We start from the raw sequence: 19,055 nt of genomic DNA, 5'->3' as shown, positions 1-19,055 counted from the left end.
GGCATGATCCTTTCAAGCATGGCGTCGCGTATACGTCTAGGGCTGTTCGGCCGTACTTTTCTCCTGCTTGCCGCCTTGATGCTGGTCAGTCTGGGCGCCTGGTTGCAGGTGTTTTTCAGTATGGAGCTGGGACCGCGCGCCAATCAGATGGCGCAGCGGGTGGTTACGGCCGTCAATATCACACGCACGGCCCTGGTGTATTCGCAGGCGGACGAGCGCAGCAAGCTGCTGCTGGACCTCGCCACCAACGAAGGCATCCAGGTCTATCCGCGCGAAGTCACCGATTTCGCCGAGCCCCTTCCCCATGACGACTACTGGCAGCGCGTGGCGGACCACATCCGCTCGCGCTTCGGCCCGGAAACCCAGATTTCCTGGGGCGTGAACCAGGTCCCGGGCTTCTGGGTCAGCTTCCAGATCGACCACGACCTCTACTGGCTGGTTTTCGAACGGGAGCAGATCGGCCTGACCGGCGGCATCGAATGGCTGGGCTGGGGCGCCACCGCGCTGCTGCTCTCCCTGGTGGGCGCGGCCGTCAGCGTGGGCTTCGTGAACCGGCCGCTGTCGCGCCTGGCGCGCGCGGCGCAGATCCTGTCGCGCGGGGAGACCCCGGCGCCGCTGCCGGAAAACGGTCCCGCCGAAATCCGCGACCTGAACGCCTCCTTCAATCGCATGGCCAAGGACATCCGGCAGACGGAGGCGGACCGCGAACTGATGCTGGCCGGCATCTCCCACGACCTGCGCACCCCGCTGGCGCGCATGCGGCTGGAAATCGAGATGAGCGGCGTCTCGGAAGACGCGCGCCAGGCCATCGACGAGGACCTGGCCCAGATCGACCACAGTATCGGCCAGTTGATGGAATACGCGCGCCCCGCCGGCACGCTGCCGCAGATGGCCACGGACATCTCCAGCGTGCTGACCGAATTGCTGGAGCGCGAGCGCAGCCACACCGCCTCCACGGGCGGCGAGCTGGAGGCCTTCATCACGCCCGGCCTGCGCGCCCGCATCACCGCCCTGGACCTCAAGCGCATCGTCAGCAACCTCATCGAGAACGCGCGCCGCTACGGCCGCTCCGGCGACGGCCAGGCCCACCTGGTCATGGCGGTGCAACCCGAAGGCAATATCATCGCCATCGAGGTTTCCGATCGCGGGCCGGGCATCGCCACCGACGACGTCGAACGCCTGCTGCGGCCCTTCTCGCGCGGCGAAGCGGCGCGCACGGGCGTGAGCGGCGCGGGATTGGGGTTGGCTATCGTCGAGCGGCTGCTCAAGCACGTCGGCGGGTCGCTGAAAATGCTCCCCCGGCAAGGCGGCGGACTGACGGCGCGGATAGAATTACCCAAAACCAAGATTAGAAATTATCAATTAGACAGTGAAAATCAATAGCGTAGAATTTATTCCTTGCTAGATTTTCTACCCCCAACAAATAGGAGTTCACATGAAAACTGTTGGCGATAAGCTCGAGCCTTTCAAGGTTGCCGGCGTCAAGCCCGGTTTCAATCAGCACGAAGAGAACGGTGTGTCGGCCTTCGAAGACATCACCGAAAGCTCGTTCCCCGGCAAGTGGAAAGTGATCTACTTCTATCCGAAGGATTTCACCTTCGTGTGCCCGACCGAAATCGTCGGCTTCAACAAGCTGGCCAAGGATTTCGAAGACCGTGACGCCGTGCTGTTGGGCGGTTCCACCGACAACGAATTCGTCAAGCTGGCCTGGCGCCGCGAGCACCCGGACCTGAACAAGCTGGGTCACTACCAGTTCGGCGACACCACCGGCGCCCTGGTCGACCAACTGGGCATCCGCGAGAAGTCGGCCGGCGTTGCGCTGCGCGCCACCTTCATCGTCGATCCCGACAACGTCATCCAGCACGTCTCGGTGAACAACCTGAACGTGGGCCGCAACCCTGAAGAAGTGCTGCGCCTGCTGGACGGTCTGCAAACCGACGAACTGTGCGCCTGCAACCGCTCGGTCGGCGGCGCCACGCTGTAATTCGCAAGCGGGCCTGGGACTCCGATGGAGTGCACAGGCCGCGCCCCAAGCCCGGTTCGCCGGGCTTTAACAGCCCTGGATTATAGGTAGAAACTATGGAATTCATCCAATCCATCAAGGAACTCGTGCCCGACTGGGCCAAGGACATCCGCCTGAATCTGGACTCGGTGATCGGCCGCTCCACCCTGCCCGCCGAAGATGCCGTGGGCGCGGCCCTGGCCGCCGCCTTCGCCGCGCGCAGCCCGGTGCTGGTCGAGGCCTTCAAGAAAGGATTGTCCGAGGCCGATGCCAACGGCGCCTTGACCGCCGCCTCGCTGATGGGCATGAACAACGTCTGGTATCCCTACGTCGAGATGTCGGGCGACGCCCAGCTCAAGGGCTTGCCGGCGCAGTTGCGCATGAACGCCTACGCCACCAGCGGCGGCGTCGACAAGAAGCGCTTCGAGCTATTCGCCCTGTGCGCCTCCATCATCGGCAAGTGCCACTTCTGCGTCGAGTCGCACTATGCCTTGCTGAAGCAGGAAGGCTACAGCACCGAGCAACTGCGCGACGTCGGCCGCATCGCCGCCGTGGTGAACGCCACCGCCCAGGTGCTGGCCGCGCAAGGCAAGTAAGCCGGCCAAGCAAACGAAGCCGCCGAAACGAAGCCGATGGAACGATTTCCATCGGCTTTTCACTTTCTCAAGCGCGCGCCAGCAGCGCCACGACGGTGGCCGCGATGCCTTCCTTGCGTCCCAGGTAGCCCAGGCCCTCGTTGGTCTTGGCCTTGACGTTGACCGCCTCCACCGCCACCCGCAGGTCCGCGGCGATGTTCGCCGCCATGCCCGCGGCGTGCGGCCCGATCTTCGGCGCCTGCGCGTGCACCGTCGCGTCCACGTTGACCACCTGCCAGCCGGCCTCGGCCACCTTCGCCATGGCCGCCCGCAGCAGCACCCGGCTGTCGGCGCCCTTGTAGGCGGGATCGGTGTCCGGGAAGTGCCGCCCGATATCGCCCAGCCCCGCCGCCCCCAGCACGGCGTCGGTCACCGCGTGCAGCAGCACGTCGGCGTCGGAGTGGCCCAGCAGGCCGTGCGTATGGGGGATCGTCACGCCGCCGACGATCAGCGGGCGGCCCTCCACCAGCGCGTGTACGTCGAAACCCTGCCCTACGCGGAAGGGGATAGTCATAGCCATTTTTCCATCAAGTCGAAATCATCGGGCCAGGTCACCTTGAAGTTGCGCAAGGCGCCGGGCACCAGCAAAGGCGCGTGGCCGGCCGCTTCCAGGGCCGAGGCCTCGTCCGTGACCGGCACGCCGTCGCGCGCGGCGGCGGCCAGCGCATCGGCGAGCATCCCCGCGCGGAACATCTGGGGCGTCTGCGCCAGCCACAGTCCGTCGCGATCCACCGTGCGGGCCACCCGCACCGGCCCGTCCGCCGCGGCGCCCGCCGTCCCGCCGGCGTCCTTCCGCCCAGCCTTGACCGTGTCGGCGACCGGCAGGGCCAGGAGCCCTCCCACCGCGTCGCCCAGGCAGGCGTCGATGAGCCGCGCCAGCGCGTCGGCCGGCAGGCCGGGCCGCGCGGCGTCGTGCACCAGCACCCAGTCGTCCGGCGCCGCGCCGCTGTCGGCCAGGGCCTGGGCCACGGTGCCGGCGCGCGTCGCCCCGCCGCAATAGCGCACGACAGTGCGCGGCAGCCCGGCCAGCGCCGGCGCCGCCCAGGGGTCGTCCGGCGCGACGGCCACCCGCACCTCGCCGATGCGCGGATCCGCCAGCAAGGCGGCGACGGCATGGCGCAGCATGGGCTGGCCGCGCAGCAGCCGGTACTGTTTCGGCAGCGGCGCGGGGGCGAGCGTGGGCGCGGGCACAGCATCGGACACGGCATGGGGCACGGCATGAGCCCCCCCGGCCGCCGGGCCGCCCGCGGCGGAGGCCGGCGCGCGGCCGGCCTGGACGGCGCCGGCGCCGGAACGCTGGGCACGGGCGCCGATGCCGGCGGCGGGTACGAGAGCAAGAAGAGACACGGACATAGGCCGGAGATTTTATAATCCTTCCACTCATGTCAGCAGAATCCTCCTCCACGATCGCGGCCGCCACGGCCGCCCTGGTCCCGTCGACCGCTTCCCTGCTCGCGGCGCTCAAGCCTGGAACCCGATACGCGCATCCGCGCCCGCCGGGTTCCGGCGATGCGTGGCTGCTGGCCGATATCGCGCGCCAGGCGGGCAGGCCGCTGGTCATCCTCACCGCGGACCCGCTGGAGGCCCAGCGCCTGGCCGAGGAGATCCGCCTGTTCGCGCCGGCCTTGCGCGTGCGCCAGTTGCCCGACTGGGAAACCCTGCCCTACGACGCTTTCTCGCCGCATCACGACCTGATCTCCCAGCGCCTGCAGACGCTGGACGCGCTCATGCACCGCGCGGTCGACGTGCTGACGGTGCCCATCACCACGGCCCTGTACCGCCTGCCGCCGCCCAGCTTCATGGCGGCGTACACCTTTTCCTTCAAGCAGCGCGACAAGCTGGACGAGGCCGCCCTGCGCGCCCAACTGACGCTGGCCAACTACACCCACGTCACCCAGGTCACCGCGCCCGGCGAATTCTGCCTGCGCGGCGGCCTGATCGACCTGTTCCCCATGGGCTCGGTGGTGCCGTACCGCATCGACCTGTTCGACGACGAGATCGAATCGATCCGCGCCTTCGACGTCGACACCCAGCGCAGCCTGTACCCCGTCAACCAGGTGCAGTTGCTGCCGGGCCGCGAATTCCCCATGGACGAGGAAGCGCGCAACCGCTTCCGGGCGCGCTTTCGCGAAGTCTTCGAGGGCGATCCTTCGCGCGCCGTGCCCTACCGCGACATCGGCACCGGCATCGCCTTCGCCGGCGTGGAGTACTACCTGCCGCTGTTCTTCGAGGAGGTCGCCACCCTCTTCGACTACCTGGCGCCCGGCACCATCACCGTCACCCTGGGCGACATCGACGAAGCCATGCGCCGCTTCGGCCAGGACACGGCCAGCCGCTACGAATTCCTCAAGAGCGACCGCGAGCGTCCCGTGCTGCCGCCGGCCAGCCTGTTCCTGGACGGCGAAGGCCTGTTCGGCCATCTCAAGCAGTTCGAGCGCCTGGCGCTGACGGCCGACGGCAAGCATCCGGATATCGGCCCGGCGCCGGACGTGGCCGTCACGCGGCGCGCCGACGATCCCGTCAACCGCCTGCGCGCGGTGGTGGAAAGCGGCCACTGGCGCGTGCTGCTGTGCGCCGACTCGGCGGGCCGGCGCGAAACGCTGAGCCAGATGCTGGGCGAGTTCGACCTGCGGCCCGACGCCGAGCCCGCGTCCATCGACGACTTCCGCGCCTCCAACAGCGAGCTGGCCCTGCTGGCCGCGCCCTTGACGGCCGGCTTCAGCCTGCCCGGCGAGCGCGTCGCCTTCATCACCGAGAACGATCTCTACCCCGGCCAGGGCGCCGCCACGCGCCGCGGCCACCGCGCCCAGGAACGCGCCAGCAACGTCGAAGCCATGGTGCGCGACCTGTCGGAGCTGCGCGAAGGCGACCCGGTGGTGCATGCCCAGCACGGCATCGGCCGCTATCACGGCCTGGTGAACATGGACATGGGCGAAGGCGAGATGGAGTTCCTGCATCTCGAATACGCCAACGGCAGCACGCTGTACGTGCCGGTCTCGCAACTGCACGTGATCGCGCGCTACAGCGGCGCCGACCCCGAGGCCGCGCCGCTGCACCAGCTCGGTTCCGGGCAGTGGGACAAGGCGCGCCGCAAAGCGGCGAAGCAGGTGCGCGACACCGCGGCCGAACTGCTGGACCTCTACGCCAAGCGCGCCGCGCGCGAAGGCTACTCCTTCAAGCTGCCCCTGAACGACTACGAGGCCTTCGCCGAGGGCTTCGGCTTCGAGGAGACCGCCGACCAGGCGGCCGCCATCCAGGCGGTGATCCTGGACATGACCTCCGGCAAGCCCATGGACCGCCTGGTCTGCGGCGACGTCGGCTTCGGCAAGACCGAAGTGGCGCTGCGCGCGGCCTTCCTGGCGGTGGCCAACGGCAAGCAGGTGGCCCTGCTCTGTCCGACCACGCTGCTCGCCGAACAGCATGCGCAGACCTTCTCCGACCGCTTCGCCGACTGGCCGGTGCGCGTGGTGGAGCTGTCGCGCTTCCGCTCGGCCAAGGAAATCTCCGCCGCCATCCAGGGCATCAACAGCGGCGGCGTCGACATCGTCATCGGCACCCACAAGATCCTGTCCAAGGACGTCCAGTTCAAGCAGCTCGGGCTGGTCATCATCGACGAGGAACACCGGTTCGGCGTGCGCCAGAAGGAAGCGCTGAAATCCCTGCGCGCCGAGGTCGACGTGCTGACGCTCACGGCCACGCCCATCCCGCGCACGCTGGGCATGTCGCTGGAAGGCATACGCGATTTCTCCGTCATCGCCACCGCGCCGCAGAAGCGCCTGGCCATCAAGACCTTCGTGCGGCGCGAGGACGGCAGCACCATACGCGAGGCGCTGCTGCGCGAGCTCAAGCGCGGCGGCCAGGCCTACTTCCTGCACAACGAGGTGGAGACCATCCACAACCGCCGCGCGCGCCTGGAGGAACTGGTGCCCGAGGCGCGCATCGCGGTGGCGCACGGGCAGATGGCCGAACGCGAGCTGGAACAGGTGATGAAGGGCTTCTACCAGCAGCGCTTCAACGTGCTGCTGTGCACCACCATCATCGAGACCGGCATCGACGTGCCCAGCGCCAACACCATCGTCATCCACCGCGCCGACCGCTTCGGCCTGGCCCAGTTGCACCAGTTGCGCGGCCGGGTCGGCCGGTCGCACCACCAGGCCTACGCCTATCTGCTGACGCCGGGCGAGGACGCCATCACCAGCAACGCCAAGAAGCGGCTGGAGGCCATCCAGGCGATGGAGGAACTGGGCTCGGGCTTCTACCTGGCCATGCACGACCTGGAGATCCGCGGCACGGGCGAAGTGCTGGGCGAATCGCAGTCGGGCAATATCCAGGAAGTGGGCTTCTCCATGTATACGGAAATGCTCAACGAGGCCGTGCGCGCGCTCAAGGCCGGCGAGGAGCCGGACCTGGACGCGCCCTTCAACGCCGCCTGCGAAGTCAACCTGCATACCCCCGCCCTGCTGCCCTCGGACTATTGCGCCGACGTGCACGCGCGCCTGGCGGTCTACAAGCGCCTGTCGCACGCGGAGAACGACGACGAGGTCATCCGCATCCAGGAAGAACTGATAGACCGCTTCGGCAAGCTGCCGGAAGCCGCCACCACGCTGCTGGCCACCCACCGCCTGCGCCTGGCCGCGGTGGCGCTGGGCATCGTCAAGATCGACGCCAGCGAAAGCCAGGCCTTGATCCAGTTCGGTCCCAAGCCCTCGGTGGACCCGCTGCGCATCATCGAGCTGGTGCAGAAGCAGCGCCACATCAAGCTGGCCGGCCAGGACAAGCTGCGCGTCGAGATCAAGGGCCAGCAGGTCGCGGCGCGCGTCGATGCCGTACGCACCGTGCTGCGCGCCCTGGCGTGACCGCCATGAAACGACCCTCGCAAACCTGACCCTGCCCCGGCCGCCGGCCCGTCCTGTTCCCCGGGACCGGATCGGCGGCCATCACCGCACCCACCATCCTCCTTCCCGCCATGACGATCCACCACCTGGTCCTGCAATCGCTCACCCTCTCGGCCGAACAGGCCGAGCAAGTCGCCGCCCTGGCGCAGGCCCAGGGCCTGCAACGCCTGAGCGCCACCGCCGCCCGCCTGCTCGACGTGCAGACCGACGCCGCCACCCGCGCCGAGGTGCGCGACTGGTGCGAGCGCAACGGCATCGACCAGGCCTTCGTGCCCAAGGGCAGCCGCCTGTCGGACTGCAAGGTGCTGGTGATGGACATGGACTCGACGCTGATCAACATCGAATGCATCGACGAAATCGCCGACATCGCGGGCGTCAAGCCCAAGGTGGCGGAAATCACCGAGGCCGCCATGCGGGGCGAGATCGCCGATTTCTCCGAAAGCCTGCGCCGCCGCGTCGCGCTGCTGGCCGGCCTGCCGGCGCGCGCGCTGGAGCAGGTCTACGCGGAGCGTCTGCGCCTGAACCCGGGCGCGGAACGCCTGATCGAAACCGCGCAGGCGGCCGGCATCAAGGTCATGCTGGTGTCGGGCGGCTTCACCTTCTTCACCGACCGGCTGCGCGAGCGCCTGAAGCTGGACAGCGCCCAGGCCAATGATCTGGAGATCGAAAACGGCGTGCTGACCGGCAAGGTGCGCGGCGAGATCATCGACGCGCAGGGCAAGGCCGTGCGCCTGCGGGAATTCGCCCGCCGGCATGGCGCGGCGCCGGAGCAGGTCATCGCCATGGGCGACGGCGCCAACGACCTGCAGATGCTGGGCGCCGCGGGCTGGTCCGTGGCCTATCACGCCAAGCCCATCGTGCGCGAGCAGACGCGCTATGCGCTCAACGTGTCCGGACTGGACGGCGTGCTGAACTGGTTCGAGGCGTGACCTTGGGCTGAAATGCGAAATGCATTCGATGGACTAGACCTCGGTCCATTCGCGCAGCAGGTTGTGATAATGGTTCGTCAGCGCGAGCGTATGCTCGTTCTCGCCGTGCTGCGTGCGCAGCGCCTGGATGGTCTGGTCCAGCTCGAACAGCATCTGGCGGCGCCCGGCATCGCGTACCATGCTCTGGATCCAGAAAAAGCAGCCGGTGCGTTCGCCCCGCGTGACGGGGGTGACGCAATGCAGGCTGCTGGCGGGGTATAGCACCATGTCGCCGGCGGGCAGCTTGACGGCATGCTCGCCATAGGTGTCACGCACGGTCAGCTCGCCGCCTTCGTATTCCTCCGGGTCGCACAGGAACAGGGTGGCCGACAGGTCGGTGCGCAGCCAGCCGGCCGGGCCCGGAAACGTGCGCACGGCGCCGTCGACGTGAAAACCGTAGGTCTCGGCCGACGCGTACTTGTTGAACAGCGGCCGCACCGTGCGCGCGGGCAAGGCGGCCGAGAAATAGACGGGATTGCGGGCCAGCGCGCGCAGCACGTATTCGCCCAGCGCCTGCGCCAGCTCCGAGTTCTCGTCGAGCTGGCGGTTGCGCTTGACCGTGGCGCCCTGCGTACCCACGGTCGCCCGGCCGTCCACCCAGGAACCCGCGTCCAGGCGGCGGCGCATCTCCTGCACCTCTTCGGGCCGCAGGATCTGGGGTATGTGCAGCATCATGTCGATTGCCTCGTCTTCACCTTCAAGCGGCCTGCCTGCAAAAAAAGGCCGAGCGCAAGCCTCGGTACCCATCCAGGGCGTAGCGGAGCCGGCTTTGCCGGTCCGCCAACGCCGCCCCCTTGAGGGGGCCCGCGAAGCGGGTACGGGGTGGGCTTCCCCGGCATCCGCGATCAGAAGTGGATATTCGCCGTCAGCAGCACCGTGCGCGGCGCGCCCGGGAAGTAACGATAGCCGCTCTTGTTGATCGCCGCCACATAGTCCTTGTTGAACAGGTTGTAGACGTTGAACTGGAAGTCCAGGTTCTTGTTCACCGTATAGCCGGCCATGGCGTCGAAGACCCAGTAGGACTGCACGTGGTCCGGCGTTCCCACCGCGCCGTCCGTGCCGCGGCTCATGCTGCCCACGTAGCGCGCGCCGCCGCCGAGGCGGAAGCCGTAGGGCAGTTGGTAGGTCGTCCATGTCGTGAAGGCGTGCTTGGGCGTGTAGCTCAGGTTGTTGTTGCCCGCCTGCGTGACCGCCGGACCGTTTTCCACCGTGGCGTTCTGGATCGTGTAGCCGGCCGTGGCGGACCAGTTCGGCGTGATCTGGCCGCCCAGGCCCAGCTCCAGGCCCTGCACGCGCTTTTTCGCGGTCTGCGAGATCGTGCCGTCCGGCTCGGTCTGCACGTCGTTCTCGACTTCGGTGCGGAACAGCGCGGCGGAGACCAGCAGGTTGCGGTCGAAGAACTCCCACTTGGTGCCCAGTTCGGCGGTCTTGGCCTTCTGCGGCTTGAAATCGGGGCTGTTGGCGTTGGCGCCGTCGGCCGCCAGCGTGAAGCTGGCCCCGCCCGGCGGCTGCTGCGACACCGCGTAGTTGGCGTAGATATTGCCGTTGGGCGCCACGCGGAACAAGGTGCCCAGCTTCCAGTCGACCAGGTTGCCCGACGCCTTGGTGTCGATGGTGGTGATGGGCGTACCCGTCGGCGCGCCGCCGCAAGGCACGACGGTGCGGCCCGTGCCGCCGCAGGCGGTGGCGCTGTCGTAGGTCGTGCGGTAGTGGTCCACGCGGATGCCGCCGTTGACCTGCCACCAGTCGTTCACGTCGACCGTGTCGAAGATATACGCGGCGACGGTGTCGGTCTGCGCATGCGCGTCGGCGCCGTTGTTGTGGATCCCCATCGCGCTGACGCTGCTGTCGGGGTGGTACAGGTTGAACGCCGTCGCGACCGGCGTGCTCATCCCGTAGTTTTCCTGCATTTCGCGCGTCAGTTCGAAACCCGCGCTGACGTCATGCTTCAGCGGCCCGGTGTCGAACTTGGTCGTCAGGTTGGTCTGGTTGGTGATGATGCGGTTGCTGACGTTCTTCAGGTTGGGCGTGCGCGCCACGTACCAGGTCGAGGGATCGTTGGCCCGATAGCCCGCCTGCAGGCCGGACACCAGGAACGACGACAGCAGGTAGTTTTCCTTAGTGCGCGCCCAGCGGGTGGTGTTGCGCAGCGTGGTATTGGCGTTGAAGTCGTGCTCCAGCCGTATCGTCGCCATGTCCGTGGTCACGTAGTCGTGGTCCGAGGACGTGCCGTAGAAATTGTTGGTGTCGACGCGCGGGGCGTTGTTCAGGAAACCCAGCGCCGCGCTCGGCGCGCTGTAGCCGGGCAGGCCCACGGTGGGCACGCCGCCATCCGGCACGTTGGTCTGCCGCAGGTGCATGAAATCGACGTACACGCGGTTCTCGGTGCCCAGGCCCCAGGCGAACGAGGGCGCCACGCCCCAGCGGTTGTTCTCGACTTCCTTGCGGCCGGCCTGGTCCGAGTCCAGCCCCATCACGTTCAGGCGGAAGGCCGAGGTGTCGCCGAGCTGGCGATTCCAGTCCAGGGTGCCGCGCTTGTAGCGGGCGCTGCCGATGCCGAAGCTGGCGTCGAAGCTGTCTTCCAGCTTGGGCTGCTTGGTGTTCAGGTTGATCGAGCCGCTGGGCGCGCTGCGGCCGTAGTCCGAACCGGACGGGCCCTTGATGACTTCGACCGAGTCGTAGTTGAACATGTCGCGCTTGACCGAGGCCGTGTCGCGGATGCCGTCGATATAGATGCTGTTCGAAGTGTCGAAACCGCGCAGGTAGATCGTGTCGCCCGTGCTGGTGTTGCCGTTCTCGCCGGCGAAGAAGGTACCGGCGCCGGCGACGTTGCGCATGGCTTCCGTCAGCGTGGTGGCCTGCTGGTCCTTCATCTGCTGCTGCGTGATCACCTGCACGGTCTGGGTGGTGTCCACCAGCGGCTGCGTGAACTTGGGCGATTCCAGCTTGCCCGCCTTGTAGGCGTTGCCGGTGTCGCCGGTGACCTTGACCGGCGCCAGCGTGGTCGTATTGGCCGACGACGCGGCGCTCTGCGCCATGGCGGGCGCCGGGCCCAGCGCGAGTGTGGCCAGGACGGATGCAGCGGCCGTACCCATGGCGCTGCCTTGGGCCAGCGCCCTTGCCGGCGCGCCCTTGCGATTCTTGATGTATGACATGAAATGAATACCTGAACGAAAGTCCGATGTTTTTCTTCGAAAGGGCCACGCGGACTGCGAACGGCCGTGCCCTTCCCCTCGCCTGGAGACCTTTACAGACAGGTATCGATGCTGCGAACGCGCGTGCTCATTGGATTTCCGGTTTTTATGGGGAATCCAACCAAGAATCGGCCCGGACCCCTGCTTCCCCCCGGGCGGATGGCATCTCGAACGCCAAGGTGTTTAACAACGAGAACAAAAATGATTCTTGTTTGGATGTGTTCACGAATCATACATATCGCGAACTATTTCCACAATCTTCATATTTATGAACACAGCGCCGACAGGAACTTTTGTCGGCAAAAAGCCACGCGTCCGTTCATGCGCCGGGAACGTCCCGACTCCATGAAGCACCGGACCATGAAAAATGGCGGAATTCCCCCGGAGGGAATTCCGCCATCACATCACTCAGGTTCTGTTCGCGCCGGCGCCTGTCCGGCCGGCAAGCCTCAATCGCGCGACGGCCCGTCGTGCTTCCTGTTCTTGTGCAGGTAGCGGATCACGAATCCGGGATAGCCCAGCACCAGGAACAGGCAAAGGCCGATCACGTAGAACTGCCACCCTTGCGGGAAGGGATTGCCCAGCGCCGATTCGAAGGCGAAGCCGATGAGGCCCACGATGACGTAGAACACCAGCACCTCGACCATGCGCAGCCAGATCGGCTTGACGGCCGGCGCCCCGCCTTTGCGCCAGGCAAACAGGGCGAACACGCGCTCATTGAGGAAGGGAAGATTAGCGCTGATCGCGGCGAGCGCGATCAGCAGCCATACGGCCAGGGTCTGGTTCATCGGCGACCGGACTGGGCGGCGGGCGCCGCCTTACAGGCCCAACGAGACCTGGACCGCGCGGATGCAGGCTGCCATCAGGCCGCCGGGCACCAGGCCCAGGATCAACAGCAGCGCGCCGTTGATGGACATCAGGCCGCGCTGGGCGCAGGTGGCGCGCAGCGGCTGGGCTTCGCCCACGGGCTCGTCGAAGTACACGACCTTGACCACGCGCAGGTAGTAGAACGCGCCGATCAGCGAGAACATCACCGCGATGACGGCGATCGTCACGTGGCCCGCCTGGACCAGCGGCTGCAGCACGGCCAGCTTGGCATAGAAACCGACGGTGGGCGGCAGGCCGGTCAGGGACACCATCACCAGCAGCACGATGAAGGCATGCCACGGGCTGCGGCGGTTCAGGCCCTTCAGGTCGTCGATGTTCTCGCACTCGAAGCCGTCGCGCGCGAGCAGCAGCACGATGCCGAAGCTGGCCAGCGTGGTCAGCACGTAGGTGACCATGTAGAACAGCGAAGCGCCGTAGGCGCCGGCCGAGCCTTCGCGGCCCGCGACCACGCCGGCGCTCAGGCCCAGCAGGACGAAGCCCATGTGCGAAATGGTCGAGTACGCGAGCATGCGCTTGAAGTTGGACTGGGCGATGGCGGTGATGTTGCCGATGGCCAGCGACAGCACCGCCAGGATCAGCAGCATGGGCTGCCAGTCCGTGGCCAGGCCGTGCATGGCCTCGACCAGCACGCGCAGGGTCATGGCGAAGGCGGCCAGCTTGGGGCCGGCGCCCAGCAGCAGCGTCACGGCGGTCGGCGAACCGTGGTAGACGTCGGGCACCCACATATGGAAAGGCGCGGCGCCCAGCTTGAACGCCAGGCCGGCGACGATGAAGACCACGCCGAACACCAGCGCCAGCCTGTGGGCCTGGCCCGCGGCGATGGTCGCGCCGACCTGCTGCAGGTCCAGGTGGCCGGTGGCGCCGTAGATCATCGAGATGCCGTACAGCAGGAAGCCGGAAGCCAGCGCGCCCAGCACGAAATACTTCATCGCGGCCTCGGTGGCCGTGCTGTCGTCGCGGCGCAGGGCGATCAGGGCATACAGGGCCAGCGACATCAGTTCCAGGCCCAGGTAGATGGACAGCAGGTTGCCCGCCGAGATCATCACCATCTGGCCCAGCAGCGCGAACAGCGCCAGCACGTAGAGCTCGCCGCCGCGCAGCATGTCGCGGCTTTGCGAATAGACGCGGCCGTAGACCAGCGTGACGCCGACGGCGATGTAGGAGGCGATCTTCAACAGATGGCCCAGGCCGTCGATGACGAACAGGCCGTCGAAGGTGCGGCCGGTCACGCCGTTGCTCCACTGGACCGCCGACACGATGGTCAGCACCACCAGCGTCGCCAGCGACAGCAGGTAGGTCACGAAGCGCGTCGGGTGGTCGCTGACCGCATCGATCAGCAGAACGACCGCACCCATCACCAGCAGGATGATCTCGGGTGCCGCCAAGGCAAAGTCGATAGAGGTTTGCATAGGGGTCTAAGTCTTACAGTTTCGACACGGCGACGTGTTGCATCAGGGCCTGTACCGAAGCGTGCATGACGTCGGTAAAGGGCTTGGGATAGATACCCATGTACAACACGGTGATGGCCATCAAGCCCAGGATCAGGAATTCGCGGCGGTTGATATCCGTCAGCGCGCGCACGTGATCGTTGGCGATCTCGCCGAAGGCCACGCGCTTGACCATCCACAGCGAGTACGACGCGCCCAGGATCAGCGCGGTAGCGGCGAGCAGGCCGATCCAGAAGTTGTGCTCGACCGCGCCCATGATCACCATGAACTCGCCGACGAAACCGCTGGTGGCCGGCAGGCCGCTGTTGGCCATCGAGAACAGGACGAAGAAGGTCACGAAACGGGGCATGGTGTTGACCACGCCGCCGTAGTCGGCGATGCGGCGGCTGTGCACGCGGTCGTACAGCACGCCGATACACATGAACATGGCGCCCGAGACGAAGCCGTGCGAGATCATCTGCACGATCGCGCCTTCGATGCCGGCGGTGTTGAAGATGAAGAAGCCCAGGGTGACGAAGCCCATGTGCGCCACGGACGAGTAGGCCACCAGCTTCTTCATGTCTTCCTGGACGATGGCGACCAGGCCGATGTAGATCACCGCGATCAGCGACAGCGCGATCATCAGGCCGGACAGGCTATGCGAGGCGTCCGGCGCGATGGGCAGCGAGAAGCGCAGGAAACCGTACGCGCCCAGCTTCAGCATGATGGCCGCCAGCACGATGGAGCCGCCGGTCGGCGCTTCCACGTGGGCGTCCGGCAGCCAGGTGTGCACCGGCCACATCGGCACCTTGACCGCGAACGCCGCCAGCAGCGCCACGAAGATCAGGATCTGCGGGGTCATGCCCAGCTTCAGGTTCTGCCAGGTGGCGATGTCGAACGAGCCGCCCGAGACGTTCCACAGGTAGATGAAGGCGATCAGGGTCAGCAGCGAGCCCAGCAGCGTGTACAGGAAGAACTTGAAGGCCGCGTAGACGCGGTTGGGACCGCCCCACACGCCGACGATGATGTACATCGGGATCAGCGTGGCTTCGAAGAACACGTAGAACAGCAGGCCGTCGAGCGCGACGAACACGCCGATCATCAGGCCCGAGAGGATCAGGAAGGCCCCCATGTACTGCGCCACGCGGCTGGTGATCACTTCCCAGCCGGCCAGCACCACGATGATGGTGATGAAGGCGGTCAGCAGCACGAACCACAGCGAGATGCCGTCGACGCCCAGGTGGTAGTTGACGTTGAAGGAGGAGATCCAGGACGCCTTCTCGACGAACTGCATGGCCGCCGACGACGTTTCGAAGCCGGTGTACAGCGGGATCGTCACCAGGAAGCCGACGATCGCGCCGATCAGCGACAGTCCGAGCGTCAGGCCGCGCTTGTTGTCGCCGCCCACGGCCAGCACCAGCAGGCCGAAGACGATGGGCACAAAGACCGCGAGCGTAAGCCAGGGGAAAGTTTGGGATGCCATCTCGCTAGCCATTATTGGGGAATCAGTACGAAGAAGGTCACCAGGGCCAGGATGCCGATGATCATGGCGAAGGCGTAGTGGTAGATGAAGCCGGACTGCAGGTAGCGGCTGATGCCCGCCACCCAGCCCACCAGCTTGGCGCTGCCGTTGATGATCACGCCATCGATCAGGCCGCGGTCGCCCGCCTGCCACAAGCCGCGGCCCAGGCAGCGCGCGCCGCGCGCGATCACCTGCTCGTTGAACCAGTCGACGTAGTACTTGTTGTCGAGAATGGTATTCAGGCCCGACAGGCTGGACTTGATCGCGGCCGGCACCTTGGGGTTGATCAGGTAGCAGTACCAGGCGATGACCGCGCCGGCCACCACCAGCCAGAACGGCAGCGTGGTGAAGGCGTGCGTGCCGAACTCGACCCAGCCCTTCCATTCCTCGGTCAGCTCGTGCAAGGCCGGATGCTGCGGCAGCACGGTGATGGCGCCGTTGAAGTACTTGCCGAACAGCAGCGGATCGATCACCAGCGCGCCGATGATCACCGACGGGATGGCCAGCAGCACCAGCGGCAGGGTCACGACCCAGGGCGACTCGTGCGGGGGGCCGCCGTGATGGCCGTGGCCGTGGTCGTCATGGCCATGGTCGTCGTGGCCGGGCTCTTCGTGGGCGGTGATGGCGGCGTCGTCATGGTGTCCATGCGCGTGGCCATGCACGTCGAAGCGCTCCTTGCCGTGGAAGACCAGGAAGTAGACACGGAAGGAATACAGCGAGGTGACGAACACGCCGATCAGCGTGCTGTAGTAGGCGAAACGCGCGCCCCACACGTGGGCGGCGCCGGCGGCCTCGATGATGTGTTCCTTCGAGTAGAAGCCGGAGAAGAACGGCGTGCCGACCAGGGCCAGCGTGCCGATCAGGAAGGTGATCCAGGTGATGGGCATGTACTTGCGCAGGCCGCCCATGTTGCGGATGTCCTGGTCGTGGTGCATGCCGATGATGACCGAGCCGGCGCCCAGGAACAGCAGCGCCTTGAAGAAGGCGTGGGTCATCAGGTGGAAGATCGCCACCGAGTAGGCCGAGGCGCCCAGCGCGACCGTCATGTAGCCGAGCTGCGACAGCGTCGAGTACGCGACCACGCGCTTGATGTCGTTCTGGATGATGCCCAGGATGCCCAGGAACAGCGCGCCGATGGCGCCGATCACGATGATGAAGGAGAGCGCGGTGTCCGAGTGCTCGAACAGCGGCGAGAAGCGCGCCACCATGAAGATGCCCGCGGTCACCATGGTCGCCGCGTGGATCAGCGCCGAGATCGGGGTCGGGCCTTCCATCGAGTCCGGCAGCCAGGCGTGCAGGGGCACCTGCGCCGACTTGCCCATGGCGCCGATGAACAGGCAGATGCACGCCACCGTGATCATCATCCAGTCGGTGCCGGGGAAGGTCAGGCCGGCCAGCTTGTCGGCTTGCGAGAACACGTCGCCGTACTGCATGGAGCCGGCGTAGTGGAACAGCAGGCCGATGCCCAGCACGAAACCGAAGTCGCCCACCCGGTTGATCAGGAAGGCCTTCATGTTGGCGAAGATGGCGGTCTTGCGGGTGTACCAGAAGCCGATCAGCAGGTAGGACACCAGGCCCACGGCTTCCCAGCCGAAGAACAACTGCACCATGTTGTTCGACATCACCAGCATCAGCATGGAGAACGTGAACAGCGAGATGTAGGCGAAGAAGCGCTGGTAGCCGGGATCGTCGGCCATGTAGCCGATGGTGTAGATGTGCACCATCAGCGACACCGACGTCACCACGACCATCATCATGGCCGACAGCGGATCGATCAGGAAGCCGATGTTCAGCGGGGTGCTGCCGATCAGGCTCCAGGTGTAGACCACGCCGTCGAAGCGGGCGCCGTTCAGGACGTCGCCCAGCACCACGAAGGCGCCGATGGTGGAGATCAGGACACCGAGGATGGTGATCAGGTGCGCGCCGCTGCGGCCGACGAAACGGCCCAGGAAACCGGTGCCGAACAGGCCGGCCAGGATGGCGCCTGCCAATGGCGCCAGCGCGATGAGCAGGTACAGATTGGGTGAGCTAGACATTTTTTTCCCGGACTCCGTCAGCCCTTCAGGCGATCGAGTTCGTCAACGTTGATCGTGTTCAGGTTGCGGAACAGCAGCACCAGAATCGCCAGGCCGATGGCCGCTTCCGCGGCTGCGACCGTGAGGATGAAGAACACGAAGACCTGGCCGGCGAGGTCGCCGCTCCACGTCGAAAACGCCACGAAGTTCATGTTGACGGCCAGCAGCACCAGCTCGATGGACATCAACAGGATGATCAGGTTGCGGCGGTTCAGGAAGATGCCGAAGATGCCGATGGCGAACAGGATCGCCCCCAGTATCAGGTAATGGGCCAGCGACAGCGTCATTGTTGTTCTCCTTGTGCGGGGGCGGCCGCGGCCTGGCCGGCCTGGGCGCGCTCGCTCTGCGCCGGCATCTTGACGATGCGGAAGCGGTCCTGGGCGCGCACCTTGACGGCGGCGCTGGGGCTGAAGTACTTGACGTCGCGGCGGCGGCGCAGGGTCAGCGCGATGGCCGAGACCATGCCGACCAGCAGGATCACCGCGCCGACCTCGACGGCGTACACGTAGTGCGTGTACATGGCGGCGCCCAGGGCGCGGGCGTTGTTGTAGTCCGCGGCCATGGCGGCCGGGCCGCCCGGCTGGTTCCAGGTGGAACCCAGCACGAAGGCCATTTCCAGCACCAGGACCAGGCCGACGACCAGGCCGATCGGCAGGTACTTTTTCAGGCCCGCGCGCAGGTCGCCCATGCGGATGTCCAGCATCATCACCACGAACAGGAACAGCACCATCACCGCGCCGACGTAGACCAGGACCAGCAGCAGCGCCAGGAATTCGGCGCCCAGCAGCATCCACAGCATGGCGGCGTTGAAGAAGGCGAGGATCAGGTGCAGCACGGCGGTAACCGGACTGCGCGCCGTGATCACGCGGAAGGCGGCCACCACCAGGACGATGGCCAGCAGGTAGAAGAGAACGGTCGTGAAAGTCATGGAGTCGTACCAGGCATCAACGGTATGGCGCGTCTTCGGCGCGACGGCGGGCGATTTCGGTTTCGAACTGGTCACCCACCGCGAGCAGCATGTCCTTGGTGAAGTACAGGTCGCCGCGTTTTTCGCCGTGATATTCGTGGATGTGCGTTTCCACGATGGAGTCCACCGGACAGCTTTCTTCGCAGAAGCCGCAGAAGATGCACTTGGTCAGGTCGATGTCGTAGCGCGAGGTGCGGCGCGTGCCGTCGTCGCGCACTTCCGACTCGATGGTGATGGCCAGCGCCGGGCACACCGCTTCGCACAGCTTGCAGGCGATGCAGCGCTCTTCCCCGTTGGGATAGCGGCGCAGCGCGTGCAGGCCACGGAAGCGCGGCGACGCCGGCGTCTTCTCGTAGGGGTAGCGCAAGGTCACCTTGCGCTTGAAGAAATACTTACCCGTCAGGCGCAGGCCCTTGAGCAATTCGGTCAGCAACAGACTGCCGAAGAAATCCTTGATCGCTTCCATATCCAGCCTTTTCCTA

16 protein-coding genes are annotated in these 19,055 nt (G+C 66.3%); 5 read left to right on the top strand and 11 right to left on the bottom strand.

Translation table 11 applies throughout. The annotated features are described in order from the left end of the window. Window positions 1-3: 3 nt before the first annotated feature. From risS to CAL29_RS08245, 3 genes are all read left to right on the top strand, one after another. Window positions 4-1,383 carry a sensor histidine kinase RisS gene (gene risS, locus CAL29_RS08255; protein ID WP_094852400.1) on the top strand — a complete coding sequence of 460 codons (1,380 nt, stop codon included), beginning with the start codon at window positions 4-6 and terminating at the stop codon, window positions 1,381-1,383. A gap of 52 nt (window positions 1,384-1,435) precedes the next feature. Further along, window positions 1,436-1,984 (top strand): peroxiredoxin, encoded by a 549-nt coding sequence (locus CAL29_RS08250; RefSeq protein WP_094852399.1) that lies wholly within the window; start codon window positions 1,436-1,438, stop codon window positions 1,982-1,984. Between the two features lie 95 nt (window positions 1,985-2,079). After that, on the top strand, window positions 2,080-2,598 hold the full coding sequence (locus tag CAL29_RS08245; RefSeq protein ID WP_094852398.1) for a carboxymuconolactone decarboxylase family protein: 519 nt from the start codon (window positions 2,080-2,082) through the stop codon (window positions 2,596-2,598). Window positions 2,599-2,665: 67 nt separating this feature from the next. On the opposite strand, the gene ispF is transcribed toward CAL29_RS08245, so the two are convergent. Then, window positions 2,666-3,151, bottom strand: a complete 486-nt coding sequence (gene ispF / locus CAL29_RS08240; protein WP_094852397.1) for a 2-C-methyl-D-erythritol 2,4-cyclodiphosphate synthase — start codon at window positions 3,149-3,151, stop codon at window positions 2,666-2,668. Further along, on the bottom strand, window positions 3,148-3,990 hold the full coding sequence (locus tag CAL29_RS08235) for an IspD/TarI family cytidylyltransferase (protein ID WP_143277637.1): 843 nt from the start codon (window positions 3,988-3,990) through the stop codon (window positions 3,148-3,150). Before CAL29_RS08235 ends, ispF begins: the two co-directional genes overlap by 4 nt. A 29-nt stretch (window positions 3,991-4,019) precedes the next feature. Here CAL29_RS08235 and mfd point away from each other — a divergent pair, with 29 nt between their 5' ends. Together mfd and serB are read left to right on the top strand one after the other, a co-directional pair. Next, window positions 4,020-7,493 (top strand): transcription-repair coupling factor, encoded by a 3,474-nt coding sequence (gene mfd, locus CAL29_RS08230; RefSeq protein WP_094852396.1) that lies wholly within the window; start codon window positions 4,020-4,022, stop codon window positions 7,491-7,493. Window positions 7,494-7,603: 110 nt separating this feature from the next. Next, complete coding sequence (gene serB, locus CAL29_RS08225) at window positions 7,604-8,461, top strand: phosphoserine phosphatase SerB (RefSeq protein ID WP_094852395.1); 858 nt, start codon at window positions 7,604-7,606, stop codon at window positions 8,459-8,461. Window positions 8,462-8,494: 33 nt separating this feature from the next. On the opposite strand, the gene CAL29_RS08220 is transcribed toward serB, so the two are convergent. The 9 genes from CAL29_RS08220 to nuoI all read right to left on the bottom strand — a co-directional run bounded on the left by CAL29_RS08220 (window position 8,495) and on the right by nuoI (window position 19,039). Continuing rightward, a complete protein-coding gene (locus CAL29_RS08220; protein ID WP_094852394.1) occupies window positions 8,495-9,175 on the bottom strand; it encodes a Fe2+-dependent dioxygenase in 681 nt (226 codons plus the stop codon). 170 nt (window positions 9,176-9,345) lie between these two features. Then, window positions 9,346-11,655 carry a catecholate siderophore receptor Fiu gene (locus CAL29_RS08215; protein WP_094852393.1) on the bottom strand — a complete coding sequence of 770 codons (2,310 nt, stop codon included), beginning with the start codon at window positions 11,653-11,655 and terminating at the stop codon, window positions 9,346-9,348. 488 nt (window positions 11,656-12,143) lie between these two features. Next, a complete protein-coding gene (locus tag CAL29_RS08210; protein WP_094852392.1) occupies window positions 12,144-12,482 on the bottom strand; it encodes a DUF2818 family protein in 339 nt (112 codons plus the stop codon). 30 nt (window positions 12,483-12,512) lie between these two features. Then, the gene (gene nuoN / locus CAL29_RS08205; protein ID WP_094852391.1) at window positions 12,513-13,991 is read right to left on the bottom strand and encodes an NADH-quinone oxidoreductase subunit NuoN; all 1,479 of its coding nucleotides are present in this window, start codon (window positions 13,989-13,991) and stop codon (window positions 12,513-12,515) included. Window positions 13,992-14,004: 13 nt separating this feature from the next. Further along, the gene (locus tag CAL29_RS08200) at window positions 14,005-15,507 is read right to left on the bottom strand and encodes an NADH-quinone oxidoreductase subunit M (RefSeq protein ID WP_094852798.1); all 1,503 of its coding nucleotides are present in this window, start codon (window positions 15,505-15,507) and stop codon (window positions 14,005-14,007) included. Then, a complete protein-coding gene (gene nuoL, locus CAL29_RS08195) occupies window positions 15,504-17,567 on the bottom strand; it encodes an NADH-quinone oxidoreductase subunit L (RefSeq protein ID WP_094852390.1) in 2,064 nt (687 codons plus the stop codon). The genes CAL29_RS08200 and nuoL overlap by 4 nt, the downstream gene beginning before the upstream one ends. A gap of 17 nt (window positions 17,568-17,584) precedes the next feature. Next, window positions 17,585-17,893, bottom strand: coding sequence for an NADH-quinone oxidoreductase subunit NuoK (nuoK, locus tag CAL29_RS08190; protein WP_094852389.1), 309 nt, complete (start codon window positions 17,891-17,893; stop codon window positions 17,585-17,587). Further along, a complete protein-coding gene (locus tag CAL29_RS08185) occupies window positions 17,890-18,534 on the bottom strand; it encodes an NADH-quinone oxidoreductase subunit J (RefSeq protein ID WP_094852388.1) in 645 nt (214 codons plus the stop codon). The genes nuoK and CAL29_RS08185 overlap by 4 nt, the downstream gene beginning before the upstream one ends. Before the next feature lie 16 nt (window positions 18,535-18,550). Further along, on the bottom strand, window positions 18,551-19,039 hold the full coding sequence (nuoI, locus tag CAL29_RS08180; RefSeq protein WP_094852387.1) for an NADH-quinone oxidoreductase subunit NuoI: 489 nt from the start codon (window positions 19,037-19,039) through the stop codon (window positions 18,551-18,553). Between the last annotated feature and the right edge of the window lie 16 nt (window positions 19,040-19,055).

This window comes from Bordetella genomosp. 10 (assembly GCF_002261225.1).
Lineage (GTDB): Bacteria > Pseudomonadota > Gammaproteobacteria > Burkholderiales > Burkholderiaceae_B > Bordetella_C.
The sequence above is the reverse complement of the archived record's forward strand: the minus strand, read 5'-3'. Positions and strand labels throughout refer to the sequence as shown.